Here is a 16,080-nt window from a genome sequence, read left to right as displayed (position 1 = left end):
GTCGTCAGGATGGCAAAACGAAGTCATTGCGAAGTCAGCGCCAAGTCAGTGATGCGAACGGACAGTGACATACGGATGACAGGATTCGCATGCAAACGTACGACGCGACAATCGTAGCGATCAGGAACTGTTCACCGGTTTTGCGCTTGACGCCAAGGGGCTCCCCAACCGACGGCTGACACAGGCGGACGCGGCAGCGCTTCTCGCTGACGCTGCGCAAGGTGCGAACGACAAACTGACGGCCATGAACGCTTTCTCAACGAAGCACTGACCGGCGTCGATCATTTACCGCAAAGGCGGCTCAATGCCGCATCTTTTGTGGAGTCGCAATATCGGAAAGATGCACCCTGAAAATGAGATGCCTGGAACCACCGTAAATAATTGTCAAATTGTTTAAATCTCAAATTAAAAGCGTTGACGATAACTCATCTAGATGTTTAATTTGTCGGGTGGGTTTTGGAAAATCAGAGGAGGTCAAATGGAGCAACAGAAACAGGAAGGCGCCGGGGACAAGGAAGAATGTCTGCTTTGCCGTGTCACCTATTCAATATACTCAAACTTCCCGCCAATGCCGTCTGCAATGGCGCTGAACGTTGAAACCGGAGAATGGTTTCCGTTAGATAGGCTGAAGTCGCATTCAAACGGTTACGACATGGCCGAAGCCCTTGGTTACGCATGGGCTTGCAACTGTCGCGAGCGTGCCCCCAAACGGTTCAATGAACAGTTCACGCTCAGAGACTCTACGGGCAAGCGACTGGTGGGTGTGCGTTACCGGGTGAGCGCTGGTTCGAGGGTCATTGCGAGTGGCGTAACGGATTCTCAGGGGCGCACGCAGCGCATTCCGACAGATAAGCCGCAGCAGCTTTCCATTGACGCTGCTGTATAGCGATAGAGCGACAGCCTCATTTTTCAATTTCGGAGAATTAGCACAATGTCAGATTATGAATTCGTAACCGTTCACAATTCAGCAGTTACGAATGCCGACCCAAATTCAATGGTTACAGTTACCGTGGATATCAGCGGGCCGCCAATCTGCTACAACATGAGCGATGCCGAATTTAGAAAGGTTGTGTTGACGTTGCGCGACGATGCAGTCAGGGTGATCGAACTCAGAGTTCAGGAGTTATCCAACTGGCATGCCGCCGCTCAAACGAGAGTAAAACAATGGTTTGGAAATTCAGACGAAGATACCCGTACCAAACTTATGAGTGGCCTGAAGGCACTTATACCCGTTATGAATGGGCTGACCGCAAGAAACTTCGTACGTGTCGATTCACAGCAAGACAGGGCTACGGGTTGTGTGCCTGGTAGGAAAAATCTCGAGGGACAGGTTGCGCACGTATGCGCTCCCGATACGGCTACACATACCATTGCAATCAATCGGGATTTCTGCGCATTACCTCAGAAATCTGCGTCCAGATTGTCTTCAATGCAACTGACGATTGTTCACGAATGCACACATTTCATAGACACATTTGGCTCCGGGGATCATCCGGGAGGGTATGGGTACACAGCCTGTACGTGGTTAGCGCGCGATCACGCTTATCGTGCAATAACCAACGCAGACAGTATTGCCTGGTACGTTTTGGCACTCCACTAACGATATGAACATGAAATCTATCCGTTGCGCTTTGGGTTCAGTCGCCGTGGCGATATCGTTGCAATCGCATGCCTGCTCAGTCTTTCTTCAGGACAACATGCAATTGCCGCTTAACACTGCTGATGTAGGCAATAGTGACCGTCTTTCTCTGACTCGCCACTATCTGACAGCAAGGGATTGGACAACGGAAGGCGCGAGCGTGGAGGTCGATGCGGCAGCTTTTGAAACCGAGCGGAATCCAAAAGAGCTTGCTGCCTTGCGAGGAAAGAATGTCAAGGCGTTCCTGGTTCAACTAGGTTTGGACAAGGAAAAAATACACGTCTATGAACGGGTCATCGAACTGAGCAGGGGCAAGGTCGATCCAGATAACAAATGGCAGATCGGTGTCAAGTTCGTTCCAAACTGTCCGTCTTCGGGATGTCAGAACCTATGTAATAGCCCAAAGCTACAGGGAGTCGCCAGCTATGCGGTAACGGCTGATACACCGGGTCCAGCACCCGGAAGCAACCGCTTTACGTGTGGAGACAATCGCGAACCGACGAAAGTCCGTATTCTCGAAACTGAGGTGTGGACCGCGCGAACTGAAGAAAAATCGTTGACTCTGATCGGGAACGACGGCTCCGGCAATCGGAAACCTCTAGCAGATACTTGTTACCGCGTGACAACCAGCGTGCAGGAGTACATTGGGGTGACTGACGATCAGGGGCGTACCGAGCGTATGCAGTTGCTTGGTCCCGAACGCACGAAGATCGAGATGAAGGTCGATGCGGACCGGTATCCCGTGAGGGACGATGACTGATCGACAACTATGGTCAGTCTTTCTTTTGTCGCAAGGTGAGATAGCCTGAAATGACACCCCGCTTCGGCGGGAATCCGCAGTGCCGTCTGTCCGCCGCACCCGACTTGTAAAAAAGCCGCAATCTTCGTCATTCGCCCGCACCTCTCCGACCGGCTGTGAGTTATGGTCAGACACCGGTAATGGGCTTGGCACTTGCTACATCCCGACTACCGATTTTTCCCGCGCTCGCGCATGGGTATGGCGAGCCTCTGTGCATCAGCCAACGTTGGACCTGCGCAACTGTCACAGCAGACGGATATATTAGGGGCGGTGCGGCGCACCGGGTTCCGGACTCCGTCCCTCCAACGTTCCGATTGACCTTCCATGCCGGCTATAAGCTTCCTACCTGATAGCTTCGAAGAATACGAAGACCTCAAGTCGATCCTGGACCAGGGCAGCGGGAGCTTCGAAATCCGTGTCATCTGCGAGACGGAGGTGCGCGGCCGGCGCTTTTCCGTCTACACCGCGAGCATCGGTTCATCCGATTCGCGCGCGCCCGCTATTGGTTTTATCGGCGGCATTCACGGACTCGAGCGAATCGGCTCGCAACTCGTGCTCGACTATATGCGGGCGCTACTCGCGCGGCTCGAATGGGACGAATTGCTGGTCCGGCAATTGCAATCCATCAGGCTATATTTCTGCCCTATTGTTAATCCCGGCGGCATGTGGGCAGCGACGCGCGCGAATCCGCGCGGCGTCGACCTGATGCGCAACGCACCGCAAGACGCCGACGCGCGCGTGCCGCTGCTGGCGGGCGGCCAGCGCGTCGGCGCCTGGCTGCCCTGGTATCGCGGCCGCGCGGGCGAGCCGATGGAGGTCGAGGCGGCCGCGCTGCTGCATGTAGTCGAGACGCAACTCGCCGCGCGGCCGTTGAGCATCGCGCTCGATTGCCATTCCGGCTACGGCTGGAGCGACAGCATCTGGTTTCCGTACGCCCGAACCCGCCGGCAGATGCGGCATCTGCCCGAAATGTACGTGTTGAAGAGCATGTTCGAACACGCGCATCCGCATCACGGCTACACGTTCGAGCCGCAAAGCCATCAGTATCTGGTGCACGGCGATCTGTGGGACTACGCGTATGACCGCACGCCGGCGCCGAACGTCTTTCTGCCGATGACGCTCGAACTCGGCTCGTGGCTGTGGATCAAGAAAAACCCGCGGCAGTTGTTTTCGCGGCAGGGCATGTTCAATCCGGTCATGGAGCATCGCACCGCGCGCGTGCTGCGGCGCCATGCGAACCTGTTCGACTTCCTCGCGCGCGCGGCGTTTTCGGCGCAGCGCTGGCTGCCGCAAGGCAACCGTCGCGAGCAGTTGCTGCAAAGCGCGCTCGATCACTGGTACAGGCCGGATCGCGTATGAGCACATGGATTCTGTTGCGCGGACTGACGCGGGAAACGCGGCATTGGGGGAGCTTGCCGGCGGCGTTGCGCGAAACCCTGGGTCAAATTTCGGGCGATCGCTTGCGCGATGCAACCCCAGCCGCAACGAGCACGACCGGCTTGCGTTTGCTGCTGCTCGATCTGCCTGGCAACGGTGAATACGTGCGGCGGCGCGCGCCCGCGAGCGTCGCGGGCATGGTCGCATTCGTGCGGCAGGCGGCGCTCGAAACGGGGGTGCCGGGCCCCTACAACGTGCTCGCGATGTCGCTCGGCGGCATGGTCGCGACCCACTGGGCACAGCGTCATCCCGGCGAGATCGAACGGCTCGTGCTGATCAATACGAGCATGCGGCCGTTCAGCCGCATGCACGAGCGGCTGCGGCCGTCGGCGTGGCCTGGTCTGCTCGGCGTCGCGGCGCATTGGAGCGATGCCGCCGATGCCGAGAGCGGCATCCATCGACTCACGTGCAATAACCTCCACACCTTGGGCGCGGATCTCGCTGCCTGGACTGCGATTCGCCGCAGCGCGCCGGTGAGCCGCGCGAATGCGCTGCGGCAATTGTGGGCGGCCGCGTGCTTTAGCGCGGCGCCCGCCGCGCCGGAGTGTGCACTGCTGATTCTGTCGTCGGAAGCCGATGGGCTCGTCAACCCGGTCTGTTCGGCGAAGCTCGCGGCGGCGTGGGGCGCGCCGCATCGCAAGCATCCGTGGGCCGGCCACGATCTACCCCATGACGATCCCGCATGGACGGCCGCGCAGATTCGCGCGTGGCTCACCCAGCGCGCCGAGAATAGCGATGCGGCCGCGCCGGCACCGGCGCCCGCAAAGCCCGCGCGTTGAGCCGCGCACGGCGTTGCCGCGCCGCAGCGATGCCAGAGCCTGGCGATTCTTCGACGACCGGTCAGCGGGTATTACCTGACTGCGCGAAACGGCCGTATCGCGTACGGCAGGCGCATAATTCCAAGTCAGACGTTGCCTGCGAATCACGCGATACTCACCATTGCCGCCAGCCAGGGGAGTCGATCATGCAAGCAAAGAACGAAGAAGCCGTCACACACCTGCTGAACGATGTTGTCGAATTTGCGCGGGGGCGGTTGCCGGAGCCGACCTTCAATATCGTCGAACCCTTCCTGCGGCATTACTACGATTTCGTCGACGCGGGCGATCTGCAAAGCCGCTCGATCGCCGATCTGTACGGCGCGGCGCTGGCCCACTGGCAGACCGCGCAGCGCTTCGTGCCGGGCGAGCAGCGGCTGCGCGTGTATAACCCGATCCTCGAACAGCATGGCTGGCATTCCGATCACACGGTGATCGAAATCGTCAACGACGACATGCCGTTCCTCGTCGATTCGGTCTCGATGTCGGTCAACCGGCATCGGCTCGCGCTGCATTCGGTCGTCCATCCGGTATTTCGGGTCTGGCGCGCGCCGGACGGCAGCATCGCGCGCGTGAGCCAAGGTGCCGAAGAAGCCGGCGATACGCGCTCGCATCTGACCTCGTGCATCCATTTCGAGGTCGATCGTTGTGGCGATGCCGCAAAACTCGACGCGTTGCGCGACGACATCGCGCGCGTGCTCGGCGACGTGCGCGCGGCGGTCGAGGATTGGCCGAAGATCATCGAACGCGCGAAGCAGACCATTCAAGATATGAAGGTGCGCGAAACCGGTCCCGAGGGCGTCGAAGCGCGCGCGTTCGTCGAATGGATGGTCGCCGATCATTTCACGTTCCTCGGCCACCGTGATTACGAACTGGTGCAGCACGACGGCGGCTTCGGTTTGCGGGCGGTCGCGGGCTCCGGTCTCGGCATTCTGCGCGAGGCGCTGCAGCCGGGCGGCGCGGCGGAAGTCACGCCGTTGCCGCCGGCGGCCGCGGAGATCATCTCCGGGTCGTCGCCGATCTTTCTGACTAAGGCCAATTCGCGCGCCACGGTGCACCGGCCCGGCTATCTCGACTATGTCGGCATCAAGCTGAGCGGCGCCGATGGCAAGGTGACAGGCGAGCGGCGCTTCATCGGCCTGTATACGTCGACCGCTTATTTCGTGTCGGCCGCGGAGATTCCGATCGTGAGGCGCAAATGCGCAAATATCGTCAGACGCGCCGCATTCCTGCCGAAAGGTCATCTGGCGAAATCGCTGGTGACGGTGCTCGAGACCTATCCGCGCGACGAATTGTTCCAGGCCGACGAGGACCAGCTGTACGACACCGCCCTCGGCGTGCTGCGTTTGCAGGAGCATCAGCGCACGCGGCTGTTCGTGCGGCGCGATCGCTTCGATCGCTTCGTATCGTGCCTCGTGTTCGTGTCGCGCGACAAGTACAACACCGATCTGCGGCAGCGCATCGCGAACCTGCTCGCCGACGCATTCAATGGTGAGAACGTCGAATTCACGCCGCTGCTGTCGGAGTCGACGCTCGCGCGAATTCATTTCGTCGTCCATGCCAAAGCGGGCGGCATGCCGAGCGTCGACACGCGCGAGCTCGAAGCGCGCCTCGTGCAGGTCGCGCGACGCTGGCAGGACGATCTGGCCGACGCATTGCTCGACGCGTACGGAGAAGAGCAGGGCAACCGTTTGCTGCAGCACTACGCCGATTCGTTCCCGGCCGGCTATCGCGACGACTATCCGGCGCGCACGGCCGTGCGCGATATCGAACTGATCGAGCGCGTGCAGGGCAGCGAGCGGCTCGCGATGAACCTGTACAGGCCGATCGAATCGGGACCGCGCGCGTTCCGTTTCAAGGTGTATCGCACGGGGCTGCCGATCGCACTGTCGCGCAGCTTGCCGATGCTCGAACATCTGGGCGTGCGCGTCGACGAAGAGCGGCCTCATCTGATCGAGGCGCCCGGTGCGATGCCCGCGTGGATCCACGACTTCGGCCTCGAACTCGCGGACGATACCGAGTTCGACATCGAGCGGGTCAAGGATCTGTTCGAACAGGCGTTCGAGCAGGTGTGGACCGGCACGATCGAAAGCGACGACTTCAACCGCCTCGTGCTGCGCGCGCAGCTCAATGCACGCGAGGTGACGATTCTGCGCGCTTACGCGAAGTATTTGCGGCAAGTCGGTTCGACGTTCAGCGACGCGTATATCGAACGCGCGGTGACCGGCAATCCGGCAATTGCGCGCATGCTCGTCGACCTGTTCATCGCGCGCTTCGATCCGGCGCTCGGCGCGGTACGCGAGGCCCGCGTCAACGTTTGTCTGGAGACGATCGACAGCGCGCTCGACCAGGTGCCTAATCTCGACGAAGACCGCATCCTGCGGCAGTTCCTCGGCGTGATCAAGGCGACCAAGCGCACTAACTACTACCGCCATGACGCTCTGGGCCAACCGAAGCCGTATCTGTCGTTCAAGTTCGATCCCGCCCAGGTGCCCGGCTTGCCCGAGCCGAAACCGATGTTCGAGATCTGGGTCTATTCGCCGCGCGTCGAGGGCGTCCATCTGCGAGGCGGGCGCGTCGCGCGCGGCGGCCTGCGCTGGTCTGATCGGCGCGAGGATTTCCGCACGGAAGTGCTCGGCCTGATGAAGGCGCAGATGGTGAAGAACGTGGTGATCGTGCCGGTCGGCTCGAAGGGCGGCTTCGTCGTCAAGAATCCGCCGCCGCAGAGCGAGCGCGATGCGTGGATGCGCGAAGGCGTCGCGTGCTATCAGACCTTCCTGCGCGGCTTGCTCGACGTGACCGACAATCTGGCGAGCACCGACGTCGTGCCACCGCCTGACGTGGTGCGCCACGACCCCGACGACCCGTATCTGGTCGTCGCCGCCGACAAGGGCACGGCCACGTTTTCCGACTACGCGAATGCGATCTCGCAGGAATACGGTTTCTGGCTCGACGACGCGTTCGCGTCGGGCGGCTCGGTCGGCTATGACCACAAGAAGATGGGTATCACCGCGCGCGGCGCGTGGGAGTCGGTCAAGCGGCACTTCCGCGAAATCGGCGTCGACACGCAGAGCGAGGACTTCACGGTGGTCGGTGTCGGCGACATGTCGGGCGACGTGTTCGGCAACGGCATGCTGCTGTCGCCGCATATCAAGCTGCTCGCCGCGTTCGATCACCGCCATATCTTTCTCGATCCGAATCCCGATCCCGCGGCGAGCATGGCGGAGCGCGCGCGGCTCTTCATGCTCGACCGTTCGAGCTGGGCCGATTACGATCCGTCGCTGATCTCGGCCGGCGGCGGCGTGTTCCCGCGCAGCGCGAAGACGATTCCGCTGTCGACGGCGGTGCAGGCGGCGCTCGGGATCAGCGCGGCGGCGCTCTCGCCGGCCGAGCTGATGCGCGTGATTCTGCAGGCGCCGGTCGATCTGCTTTACAACGGCGGCATCGGCACCTATGCGAAGGCGAGCCGCGAGACCAATCAGCAGGCGGGCGATCGCGCGAACGACGCGATCCGCGTGAACGGCGCGGATCTGCGCTGCAAGGTCGTGGCCGAAGGGGGCAATCTCGGCTTGACGCAACTCGGGCGCATCGAGTTCGCGCAGCGCGGCGGCCGCATCAATACCGATGCGATCGATAATTCGGCCGGTGTCGATTGCTCGGATCACGAGGTCAACATCAAGATTCTGCTGGGCCTCGTCGTCGCCGACGGCGAGATGACGGAGAAGCAGCGCAATGCGTTGCTTGCCGAAATGACCGATGAAGTCGGTCTGCTCGTGCTGACGGACAACTACTATCAGACCCAGGCTTTGTCGATCGCGGGCCGTTTTGGCGTGGAGCTGCTCGATGCCGAAGCGCGCCTGATGCGCTATCTGGAGAAGGCGGGGCGGCTCAATCGCGTGATCGAGTTTCTGCCCACCGACGAGGACATCGCCGAGCGCGCGGCCGCGAAGCAGGGACTGACGACACCCGAGCGCGCGGTGCTGCTCGCGTACAGCAAGATGTGGCTCTATGACGCGCTGCTCGAATCGTCGATGCCGGAAGATCCGCTCGTCAGCGATATGTTGATCGAGTACTTTCCGAAACCTCTGCGGCAGCGTTTCCGCGAACCGATGCAGCGCCATCCGCTGCGCCGTGAAATCCTCGCGACGCATCTGACGAATGCGCTCGTGAATCGCGTCGGCTGCGAGTTCGTGCATCGGCTGATGGAGGAGACCGATGCACAGCCCGGCGACATCGTGCGCGCGTGCATCATGGCGCGCGACGTGTTCGATCTCGATCAGATCTGGCGCAGCATCGACGCGCTCGACAACCGCGTTCCCGACGACGTGCAGGCACGCATGTTCGCGGAGGTCGCGCGGCTCGTCGAACGTTCGGCGCTGTGGTTCCTGCGGCATCTGCAAACGGGCGCGGCCGGCGACGACGTGACCGGCCTGCTCGCGCGCTGTCGCGACGCCGCGCAGCGTCTCGCGCCACAATGGCCGGCGCTGTTGCCTGGCGCGGACCTCGAAGCGTTGTCGGAGCGGCAACGGGTGTTCGTCGATGCGGGTGTCGATAGCGATCTCGCGGTGCGGATCGCGAGCGGCGAGGTGTCGGCCGCTCTGCTCGATATCGCCGAAGTCGCGTCGACGTGCGGGCGCAATCTCGAACAGGTCGCGGGCGTCTACTTCGCGCTCGGCACGCTGCTGAATTACAGCTGGATCAGCGAGCGCGCCGCCTCGTTGCCGGCGCCGACGCATTGGGACATGCTCGCGCGCGCATCTGCGCTCGCCGAACTCGCGCGGCTCAAGCGCGCGCTGACCACGAGCGCATTGGCCGGCGCGACCGATGCGTCGACGCCCGATTCGCTGGTGCAAGCGTGGCGCGACAAACGCGCGGCACAGCTCGAGCGTTATACGCGTCTGCTCACCGATCTGCGCGCGACGGGCGGCGCGAGTCTTTCGGTGCTGCTGGTTGTCGTGCGGGAGATGGCGGCGCTAGAGAGGGCGTGAGCCGCACGAATGGTGCAAAGGACGCCTGGGGAACTGGCGGCACGACGGCACATCAGGTCCGATTCCTGCGACCGGGTGTGTCGTTGTCATCCATAATATCGAGTACTTGCCGATCACTGCGCTCGTGCAATACCCAACAATACCCAGCCCACTCACCGACCCCCGCCAGCAGATGAAAGAAGAATCGCCGAAAGCCATTTTCTACGCACTCGCCGCCAACTTCGGCATCGCCGTCTGCAAGTTCGCCGCGGCGGCGTTCACCGGCTCCGGATCGATGTTCGCCGAAGCGATTCACTCCACCGCCGACTGCGGCAATCAACTGCTGCTGCTATTCGGACTGCGCGAAGCGCGCAAGCCGGTGAGCCCTTTGCATCCGATGGGCAGCGGCCGCGAAATCAACTTCTATTCGCTGCTGGTTGCGTTGCTGCTGTTTTTCGTCGGCGGTGCGTTTTCGGTGTATGAGGGCGTGCATCGACTGATTGCGCGCGAGCCGTTGCAATATGCGTTCGTCGCGTTGGCGGTGCTCGGTGTGTCGGTGGTGCTCGAATCGCTATCGTTGTGGGGCGCGGTCAAGGAGATTCGCAAGACGCATCCGGATAAAAATCTGTGGCACTGGTTTCGCGAGACGCGCGAATCGGATCTGCTGGTCGTGGCCGGCGAAGATATCGCCGCGCTATTCGGTCTCGCGATCGCCTTCGTCGCGGTGCTATCGACGATGGTGACCGGCAGCCCCGTGTATGACGCGCTCGGCTCGGTGGGGATCGGTTTTCTGCTGATGACGATCGCGTGGCTCGTCGCGCGTGAAGTGAAGTCGATGCTCGTCGGCGAATCGGCGAGCCCGGAAGTGCGCAGCGCCATCGACGCGCATCTGCGCGCGCGTCCCGAGATTCGCGGCATCATCAACATGATCACGCTGCAGTGGGGGCGTCACGTGGTGGTGGCGGTGCAGGCGGAAATGATCGACTACGCGAGCGGCCGCGCGATGGTCGATGCGATCAACGTCATCGAGGCCGATCTGCAGGCCACGTTTCCTCAGGTGCACTGGGTGTTCTTCGAACCGGATGTGCCGCGCAATTAAAGAAGACTTCTCCACTCGGGCATGAATCGGGTCCATGAACCCCGCGGACGAGAGGAGGCGAGAGGAGGCGAGATGAGGCGAAGCGACGCGCGCTGCAATCGCGGGTCATTCCGCCCGTCCCGACTGGATGCCAGTACGCTTCACAGCGTTTATTTGAACCCCGCCACCGCATGCGGCACGTACAGTTCTTCGAGCCGGCGAACTTCGTCGTCACTGAGCTTCAACGAGAGCGCCGCAACCGCATCGTCGAGATGATGCAGTTTGGTAGCACCGACAATCGGCGCGGTAATCGGCTTCTTCTGCAGCACCCACGCTAGCGCAATCTGCGCGCGCGGCACGCCGCGCTCTTTCGCGATCTCGCTGACCCGCTCGACGATACGCCGATCTGCTTCCTGCGTGTGCGCGTACAGCGTGCGGCCGAATTCATCGGTTTCCGAGCGCGCGCTTTCGGTGTCCCAGTCGCGCGTCAAGCGTCCGCGGGCAAGCGGACTCCACGGAATCACGCCGATGCCTTCGCTTTCGCACAGCGGCAGCATTTCGCGCTCTTCCTCGCGGTACAGCAGATTCACGTAGTTCTGCATCGTCACGAAGCGCGTCCAGCCATTGCGCTCGGCCACCTGCAGCGCCTTGGCAAACTGCCATGCGTACATCGACGACGCGCCGAGATAGCGCGCCTTGCCGGCTTTCACGACATCGTGCAGCGCTTCCATCGTTTCTTCGATTGGCGTGCCGTAGTCCCAGCGATGGATCTGATACAGGTCGACATAGTCGGTACCGAGCCGCCGCAGGCTGTTATCGATCTCCGCCATGATCGCCTTGCGCGACAGCCCCGCGCCGTTCGGGCCCGGATGCATGCGGCTATTGACCTTGGTGGCGAGCACGATCTCATCGCGCTTCGCAAAGTCCTTCAGCGCACGGCCGACGATTTCCTCGCTGGTGCCGTCCGAATAGACGTTGGCCGTGTCGAAGAAGTTGATGCCGTGATCGAGCGCCTGCTTGATGAAGGGCCGCGCGGCTTCGTCGTCGAGCGACCAAGGGTGCGTGCCGCGCGAGGGTACGCCATAACTCATACAGCCGAGACAGAGACGCGATACATCGAGGCCGGTGCGGCCGAGTTTCACATAATCCATCGTGTTGCTCCTATAGTGAAGCGCACAAACCCGCTGCGAGGGAAGGATGTTCGATTATAGGGAAACGACGGCAATCGCGTCGTCACGGGCCGCACCGCTTTCGATCGCTTCAATGCAAATGCGCCCGCGAAGCCACTTCGCGGGCGCATGACGCCGAGTGCCGTGAACGACAGCCAACGCTCAATGCCGTACCGGGCGATACGGTGTCCACACGGGCGTGTCGGTATTCCAGTTGTCGAGTTCCGATGGTGTCATGATGTGCTCCTTGATGAAGAGGCGCGCAGTTTTGCGCCGCAAGCGCGCCGGGTTCTGAATCAACTTCTTCTAACTCGTTACTGGCCCTTCGCAACTCGCGTCACTTCGCCGTTCGTTCCTTCCTGCAACGCGATGCGCGCGGCTTGCGTCTGGCCGATCAGGCCTTTGTCCGGATACGAGGTGCGATTCAGTGAGGGCAGCGAGCCGTCGCGATACGCGGCGACCAGTTCGGCCTTGACCTCGGCGCGTGTCTTCGTGCTCGCGGTCGGCGCCGGTTGCGTGTCATACGTTCCCGCGCGGCCGATACCGCCGCCGCCTTGCGCAAATGCCGGAACGCTGACGAGCAGCGACAGAGCGAGGCCTGCCAACAGATTGCGTTTCATGATTCACTCCTGTCGATTCATTGGCAGCGCGATGGCGCTGCGACAGCGTGAAATGTAGACGTCGACGCGGTGTGGATAAATCGCGGGTTTGCGAAATGAATTGTCGCGATTCAGGAACAATCGCGAGCGAGGCTTCACCGGGGCCGTGCGATTGCACGGTTGCCGCGGCATTGGCGCCGCGGCTGGAATTCACTGTTTCACTTCCCGTACTTCATGCGACCCATTCGGTCATCACCGGCGTGTCGAGTGCCGGCGCGGACTCGCGCTGCTCGAATGTGCGCTTCGTGCAGGTGGCGTCGAGAGTGCCGCGTCCGCTCAGCAATGGGCAACGATCGAACAGCTCCGCGATCCAGTCTACGAAAACGCGGACTTTCGGCGACAGATGACGACTGTGCGGATAGACTGCCGAAATCGGCATCGGCAAGGGTTTCAAGTCCGGCAGTACTTCGACGAGCTGACCCGAGCCCAGATGCGGCAGCACCATGAAGCGCGCCGGCTGAATCAGGCCGAAGCCTTCGAGTCCGCAGGTCACGTAGGCATCCGCGTCGTTGACCGACACGATGCTTTTCATCTTCACTTCCACTTCGTTGCCGTTCACCAGGAACGCCCAGTCGAGCGTGCGTCCCGTGCGGCTCGAGAAGTAGTTGACGGCTTTGTGATTGTCGAGATCTTCGAGCGAAGCGGGCACGCCCGCGCGCTTGATGTAGTCGGGCGACGCGCAGGTCACGCCCTCGAACAGACCGATGCGGCGCGCGACCAGCGACGAATCCTGCAACGCGCCGACACGCACCACGCAATCGACACCTTCTTGCAGCAGATCGACGGGCCGGTCGGTCAGGCCCAGTTGCAGATCGATGTCCGGATAGCGCGTGTGGAATTCGCACAGCGACGGAATGACGAGCAGACGGCCAATCGAGCCTGGCATGTCGATGCGTAGCTTGCCGTGCGGCTTCTTGTTGCCGCTCTGGAAACTCGCCTCGGTCTCTTCGACATCCGCGAGGATGCGCACGCAGCGTTCGTAGTACGCGGCGCCATCGGGCGTCAGCGACAGACGGCGGGTGGTCCGGTGCATCAGCCGCGTGCCGAGAAACGCTTCGAGGTTCTGAATAATCGTAGTAACCGATGCGCGCGGCAGGTCGAGCGTTTCCGCTGCGCGGGTAAAGCTGTTGGTGTCGACGACGCGCGTGAACACTTGCATGGCCTGAAGCCGGTCCATTGCAAACCTCCAGAAGGGGCAGGTGCACAGGCGGGAATGGAGTCCGCGAAAACAATCACAACGGGATTGTTCAAAGGCACCGAATTGTGTTGCCGGATTATAGGCATTTATTTGCGAGTCTGCCGAACCCACAATTCGGACCATTGAAGTTCTATGCGCATTTGCGCGGCTCGACATGGATGCATTCAAATCGCCGTACCCGCCTTTTTCCACCGGCGTTTCCGCCGAAGACACTGGCGCTGAGGCCAATGACGCAACGCTTGAAGTCACCGACGTGGGTATCGATGGGTACGCTCAACCCATTACGTTGCGCCTGTATCGGCTGACGAAAAAAACCGCATTGCCGGTGCTGCTTTATTTTCACGGCGGCGGTTTTACGAAGGGTTCGATCGAGTGCGCGGATTTCGCCGCGCGGTATTTCGCAGAACACTTACCGGCGCTCGTGGTGTCGGTCGGCTATTCGCTCGCGCCGCGGTTTCCGTTTCCGGCCGCGCCGGAAGACGCGCATCGCGCGGCGCTGTGGGTGCAGACGCGAGCGCGGGCGTTTGGTGGCAATAGCAGAAAGATCGGTGTGGCGGGCCATGACGCGGGCGGCCAACTCGCCAATTGTCTCGCGTTCATCGCGCGAGATCGTGGCGACGTGCCGATCAGCGCGCAGGCGCTGTTCGGCCCGATGCTGGATCCGAGCCTGACGCGGCTCGGCGACGAGCGGCGGCTCGGTTCGGATATCACCGCGCGCGAGTGCGCCGCGTGTTATCGCGCGTATCTGCCGCAAGCGTCTCAGCGCATGCATCCGTATGCGGCGCCGCTCGAATCGTCGCGGCTCGCCGGCTTGCCGGCCACGCTGATCGCGACCGCGCAGAACGACGTGCTGCACGTCGAGGCCGAGAAGTATGCAAGCAATCTGATCGACGCGGGCGTGCAGACCCAGGTGGTGCGCTTTCCGAGCGTGTCGCACGCAGCGCTCGCCGATCATCCGCCCGCTTTGCAGGAAGCGGTGCGCTTTTTCCAGTGGCGCTTCGACGCGCGCGCTCATCGATAAACAGAAATTCAATCAACGATACCGGGAGCTACACATGACTATCCTTCCTCTTTCCCGCCGCCGCGTGGCGTTAGCCGCCGTGGTCGTCGTCGTTCTTGCCGGGCTTGGCACGTTCGGCGCGATTCGTGTCGATGCGAGCTCGCCGGCCGCACCCACCATCGTGCCGGAAGTAGACGTGGCGACCGTCGTGCAGAAGACGATCACCGACTGGCAGTCGTATTCGGGCCGTCTCGAAGCCGTGCAGAAAGTGGACGTGCGTTCGCAGGTGCCGGGCACGATCGTGTCAGTCAACTTCAAGGACGGCGCGCTCGTGAAGCAGGGCGACACGCTGTTCGTGATCGATCCGCGTCCGTACGCGGCCGAAGTCGATCGCGCGCAAGCGCAGCTCGCGGCCGCGCAGGCACGCACCGGCTACACGCAAAGCGACTGGGAACGCGCGCAACGGCTGATCGTCGACAACGCGATCGCCAAACGCGACTACGACGAGAAGCAGAACGCCGCGCGCGAGGCGAGCGCGAACCTGAAGGCCGCGCAAGCCGCACTGGAAACCGCGCGCATCAATCTCGGCTACACGAAGATCGTCGCGCCGGTGTCGGGCCGCGTGTCGCGCGCGGAGATCACGGTCGGCAACGTGGTGGCGGCGGGCGCGAGTTCGGTGCCGCTGACGACGCTCGTGTCGGTGTCGCCGATCTACGCGTCGTTCGACGCGGACGAGCAGACCTACCTGCAATACCTGAGCCGCGCGAAGGACGGCAGCAAGGTGCCGGTCGAACTCGGTCTCGCCGATGAATCCGGCTACTCGCGCAGCGGCACGATCGAGTCGGTCGACAACCGGCTCGACACGTCGTCGGGCACGATCCGCGTGCGCGCGAAGTTCGACAACGCGGACGGCGCGCTGATTCCGGGCCTCTACGCGCGCATCAAGGTCGGGGGCAGCGCACCGCATCCGGCGCTGTTGATCGACGATGCCGCGGTCGGCACCGACCAGGACAAGAAGTTCGTGCTGGTCGTCGATCAGGGCAACCACGTCGTTTATCGCGGGATCACGACGGGTTCGATGCAAGGCAATCTGCGCGTCGTCAAGGATGGCTTGAAGCCGGGCGATCGGATCGTCGTCAACGGCGTTCAGCGCGTGCGTCCCGGCGATACGGTCCGAGCGCACATGGTGCCGATGACGACCGACGACGACCCGAACAGCGCAGCGCTCGCGCAGTCGCGTGCCAAGGCCGAGGCCGGCGCGAAAGGCAATTCGTGAGCCGCATGCTCCAACGCGCATGCTCCAACGTTAAGAGCTTCCA

General features: G+C 62.1%; 13 protein-coding genes. 9 read left to right on the top strand and 4 right to left on the bottom strand.

What is annotated here, in order from left to right; all coding sequences use genetic code 11:
- The first annotated feature begins 478 nt into the window (after positions 1-478).
- The 7 genes from OKW30_RS34725 (at position 479) to OKW30_RS34695 (ending at position 10,756) form a co-directional block, all read left to right on the top strand.
- A complete protein-coding gene (locus tag OKW30_RS34725) occupies positions 479-886 on the top strand; it encodes a hypothetical protein (RefSeq protein WP_429348864.1) in 408 nt (135 codons plus the stop codon).
- 45 nt (positions 887-931) lie between these two features.
- Positions 932-1,600 (top strand): M35 family metallo-endopeptidase, encoded by a 669-nt coding sequence (locus tag OKW30_RS34720; RefSeq protein ID WP_187631327.1) that lies wholly within the window; start codon positions 932-934, stop codon positions 1,598-1,600.
- A 10-nt stretch (positions 1,601-1,610) separates the two neighbouring features.
- The gene (locus OKW30_RS34715; protein ID WP_429348863.1) at positions 1,611-2,399 is read left to right on the top strand and encodes a hypothetical protein; all 789 of its coding nucleotides are present in this window, start codon (positions 1,611-1,613) and stop codon (positions 2,397-2,399) included.
- A gap of 363 nt (positions 2,400-2,762) precedes the next feature.
- Positions 2,763-3,797 (top strand): M14 family zinc carboxypeptidase, encoded by a 1,035-nt coding sequence (locus OKW30_RS34710; RefSeq protein WP_429348862.1) that lies wholly within the window; start codon positions 2,763-2,765, stop codon positions 3,795-3,797.
- Complete coding sequence (locus tag OKW30_RS34705) at positions 3,794-4,654, top strand: alpha/beta fold hydrolase (RefSeq protein ID WP_184063050.1); 861 nt, start codon at positions 3,794-3,796, stop codon at positions 4,652-4,654. The genes OKW30_RS34710 and OKW30_RS34705 overlap by 4 nt, the downstream gene beginning before the upstream one ends.
- 185 nt (positions 4,655-4,839) lie before the next feature.
- On the top strand, positions 4,840-9,678 hold the full coding sequence (locus tag OKW30_RS34700; RefSeq protein WP_429348861.1) for an NAD-glutamate dehydrogenase: 4,839 nt from the start codon (positions 4,840-4,842) through the stop codon (positions 9,676-9,678).
- Between the two features lie 172 nt (positions 9,679-9,850).
- Positions 9,851-10,756 carry a cation diffusion facilitator family transporter gene (locus OKW30_RS34695; protein ID WP_429348860.1) on the top strand — a complete coding sequence of 302 codons (906 nt, stop codon included), beginning with the start codon at positions 9,851-9,853 and terminating at the stop codon, positions 10,754-10,756.
- A 149-nt stretch (positions 10,757-10,905) separates the two neighbouring features.
- Here OKW30_RS34695 and OKW30_RS34690 read toward each other — a convergent pair whose 3' ends face one another.
- From OKW30_RS34690 to OKW30_RS34675, 4 genes are all read right to left on the bottom strand, one after another.
- Entirely contained in the window at positions 10,906-11,886 is a 981-nt protein-coding gene (locus OKW30_RS34690; protein WP_429348859.1) for an aldo/keto reductase, read from the bottom strand.
- 180 nt (positions 11,887-12,066) lie between these two features.
- Positions 12,067-12,204: a hypothetical protein gene (locus OKW30_RS34685; RefSeq protein WP_429348858.1), complete on the bottom strand. Its 138-nt coding sequence runs from the start codon at positions 12,202-12,204 to the stop codon at positions 12,067-12,069.
- Positions 12,205-12,218: 14 nt separating this feature from the next.
- The gene (locus tag OKW30_RS34680; RefSeq protein ID WP_184007176.1) at positions 12,219-12,524 is read right to left on the bottom strand and encodes a DUF4148 domain-containing protein; all 306 of its coding nucleotides are present in this window, start codon (positions 12,522-12,524) and stop codon (positions 12,219-12,221) included.
- 211 nt (positions 12,525-12,735) lie between these two features.
- A complete protein-coding gene (locus tag OKW30_RS34675) occupies positions 12,736-13,740 on the bottom strand; it encodes a LysR family transcriptional regulator (RefSeq protein WP_018423444.1) in 1,005 nt (334 codons plus the stop codon).
- A gap of 175 nt (positions 13,741-13,915) precedes the next feature.
- Between OKW30_RS34675 and OKW30_RS34670 the strand changes: the two genes are divergently transcribed.
- The gene (locus OKW30_RS34670; RefSeq protein WP_184063042.1) at positions 13,916-14,782 is read left to right on the top strand and encodes an alpha/beta hydrolase; all 867 of its coding nucleotides are present in this window, start codon (positions 13,916-13,918) and stop codon (positions 14,780-14,782) included.
- A 34-nt stretch (positions 14,783-14,816) separates the two neighbouring features.
- The gene (locus OKW30_RS34665) at positions 14,817-16,037 is read left to right on the top strand and encodes an efflux RND transporter periplasmic adaptor subunit (protein ID WP_184025310.1); all 1,221 of its coding nucleotides are present in this window, start codon (positions 14,817-14,819) and stop codon (positions 16,035-16,037) included.
- The last annotated feature ends 43 nt before the right edge of the window (positions 16,038-16,080 follow it).

This window comes from Paraburkholderia sp. Clong3 (genome assembly GCF_050436485.1).
GTDB lineage: Bacteria > Pseudomonadota > Gammaproteobacteria > Burkholderiales > Burkholderiaceae > Paraburkholderia > Paraburkholderia tuberum.
The sequence above is the reverse complement of the archived record's forward strand: the minus strand, read 5'-3'. Positions and strand labels throughout refer to the sequence as shown.

Bases quoted from the DNA above. Each gene is read 5' to 3' on its own strand.
- OKW30_RS34710 (WP_429348862.1), top strand. From the start codon at position 2,763: ATGCCGGCTATAAGCTTCCTACCTGATAGCTTCGAAGAATACGAAGAC.
- OKW30_RS34700 (WP_429348861.1), top strand. From the start codon at position 4,840: ATGCAAGCAAAGAACGAAGAAGCCGTCACACACCTGCTGAACGATGTT.
- OKW30_RS34725 (WP_429348864.1), top strand. From the start codon at position 479: ATGGAGCAACAGAAACAGGAAGGCGCCGGGGACAAGGAAGAATGTCTG.
- OKW30_RS34670 (WP_184063042.1), top strand. From the start codon at position 13,916: ATGGATGCATTCAAATCGCCGTACCCGCCTTTTTCCACCGGCGTTTCC.
- OKW30_RS34665 (WP_184025310.1), top strand. From the start codon at position 14,817: ATGACTATCCTTCCTCTTTCCCGCCGCCGCGTGGCGTTAGCCGCCGTG.
- OKW30_RS34715 (WP_429348863.1), top strand. From the start codon at position 1,611: ATGAAATCTATCCGTTGCGCTTTGGGTTCAGTCGCCGTGGCGATATCG.
- OKW30_RS34675 (WP_018423444.1), bottom strand. From the start codon at position 13,740: ATGGACCGGCTTCAGGCCATGCAAGTGTTCACGCGCGTCGTCGACACC.
- OKW30_RS34695 (WP_429348860.1), top strand. From the start codon at position 9,851: ATGAAAGAAGAATCGCCGAAAGCCATTTTCTACGCACTCGCCGCCAAC.
- OKW30_RS34690 (WP_429348859.1), bottom strand. From the start codon at position 11,886: ATGGATTATGTGAAACTCGGCCGCACCGGCCTCGATGTATCGCGTCTC.
- OKW30_RS34680 (WP_184007176.1), bottom strand. From the start codon at position 12,524: ATGAAACGCAATCTGTTGGCAGGCCTCGCTCTGTCGCTGCTCGTCAGC.
- OKW30_RS34705 (WP_184063050.1), top strand. From the start codon at position 3,794: ATGAGCACATGGATTCTGTTGCGCGGACTGACGCGGGAAACGCGGCAT.
- OKW30_RS34720 (WP_187631327.1), top strand. From the start codon at position 932: ATGTCAGATTATGAATTCGTAACCGTTCACAATTCAGCAGTTACGAAT.